This window comes from Caldimonas taiwanensis NBRC 104434 (genome assembly GCF_001592165.1).
Taxonomy (GTDB): Bacteria; Pseudomonadota; Gammaproteobacteria; order Burkholderiales; family Burkholderiaceae_C; genus Caldimonas; species Caldimonas manganoxidans.
Genome location: NZ_BCWK01000068.1, coordinates 1 through 1,301, shown reverse-complemented (window position 1 = coordinate 1,301; position 1,301 = coordinate 1). Strand labels below are relative to the sequence as shown.

2 protein-coding genes are annotated in these 1,301 nt (G+C 61.0%); both read right to left on the bottom strand.

All coding sequences use genetic code 11. The features are described 5' to 3' along the window. Positions 1-253 precede the first annotated feature (253 nt). Complete coding sequence (locus CTA01S_RS16105; protein WP_157451409.1) at positions 254-964, bottom strand: hypothetical protein; 711 nt, start codon at positions 962-964, stop codon at positions 254-256. Next, on the bottom strand, positions 955-1,301 hold a 347-nt coding region (locus tag CTA01S_RS16100), incomplete at its 5' end, for a hypothetical protein (RefSeq protein WP_232301111.1). The genes CTA01S_RS16105 and CTA01S_RS16100, both read right to left, overlap by 10 nt.

Sequence of the window (1,301 nt, the reverse complement as noted above, 5' to 3'; positions counted from 1 at the left end):
TTCGCGCACGCGCTGAGCAATGCGCACGATCGCTCGCAACGTAAAGCGCAACGCCCGCACGCTGGCTTCGCCCGCCTCGGGGTTGTATGCCGGCTCGTGCTGCACCGGCACTCGCATGAAGCTGCGGCAGTGCGCGCGCGGGGCCAGCACACTCAGCGCCTGACCGCTGTGTGCACCTGCCAGGCCCCGCCGCGGGCCCCATGCGGCTTTTGCGCCCCCCACCAGGCGACGCTGCGGGGGCCTTGCAGCTCATTCACTGTGATGCCGGCTGCGACGCTGTCGGTGCGGCCTGCGGTGCCTCATCGACAAACTCGATGCTGCGCAAAATCCGCAGCGCGTACGGGGTCAGGTCACGCGCCGGATGGCGGCGGATTTCGGGCAAATAGCCCATCCGTGTGTCCCAACCACTACAAACGGCTTTCTTGTCGCGAAACAAACAGTAGTGCAACACGCGGCGCCGAGTGCTTTCTTCGCCAGTGACATCATCCAAGGTGTAAGCAAACCCCTGGGCATTGACAGATTTCATCTCATAAATGCGCACCGCCTGGTCCAGCTTCTTCTTGAAGGCACGATCAGGATCGACATAGAGTCCATACAGCTTCTCCATGTCCTTGCGCCAGGTGTGCGTAGACGCGTCATAGCTCAGAGGATCACCTTCACTCAAGGCTTCTGGGTCGGCGTCATGGCAAAAAAATCGCAGATAGAGCGGCTCGATGTACGTCTTGCGTTTCAGGTTGAGGGGGTTTTCGATGGTGATACCGCCTTCTCCCTCGTAACCCGGCTTGGGACCAACTGCGCCATAGTCAGCCGAGGCTGGCACCTGAAGCTTGATCCTGCATCCAGGCCCCATGTCTAGCATGGCGGTCTTGGTCGCCCACTCTTGAGTTGATCCCTTTGCAATAACCAGCCCTGCACCCAGAGCCAGCACAGCCCCCAGCCCCACGACCCATCGCTTCACCACCATCTTCTCCTCGTATAGCCCTCGGGATACCACTGGGTATGCTGGCCTTGCTCGTCTGGCAGCCGCCGCTCGGTCAGCACTGCCAGCGCCACCCCGTACGCACAGCAGCGCGCATCAAAACCATTGAGCGCCGAGCTGTACAGATGCTGCACCGCCGAAGGCAAATTCACCGCCGCACTCGCACGCCAAAACGCCGCGCTGCGATAGCACACTTTGAAGCCCTGATCGGTCCACACGACCTGGCGCTGCACCTCGTGGGCTTCATCGGCATACCGGGCCATGCCAGTCTTCAGCCAGTAAAAACCAGCACTGTCTGATGGAGCATAAAAATCCTCTGGGA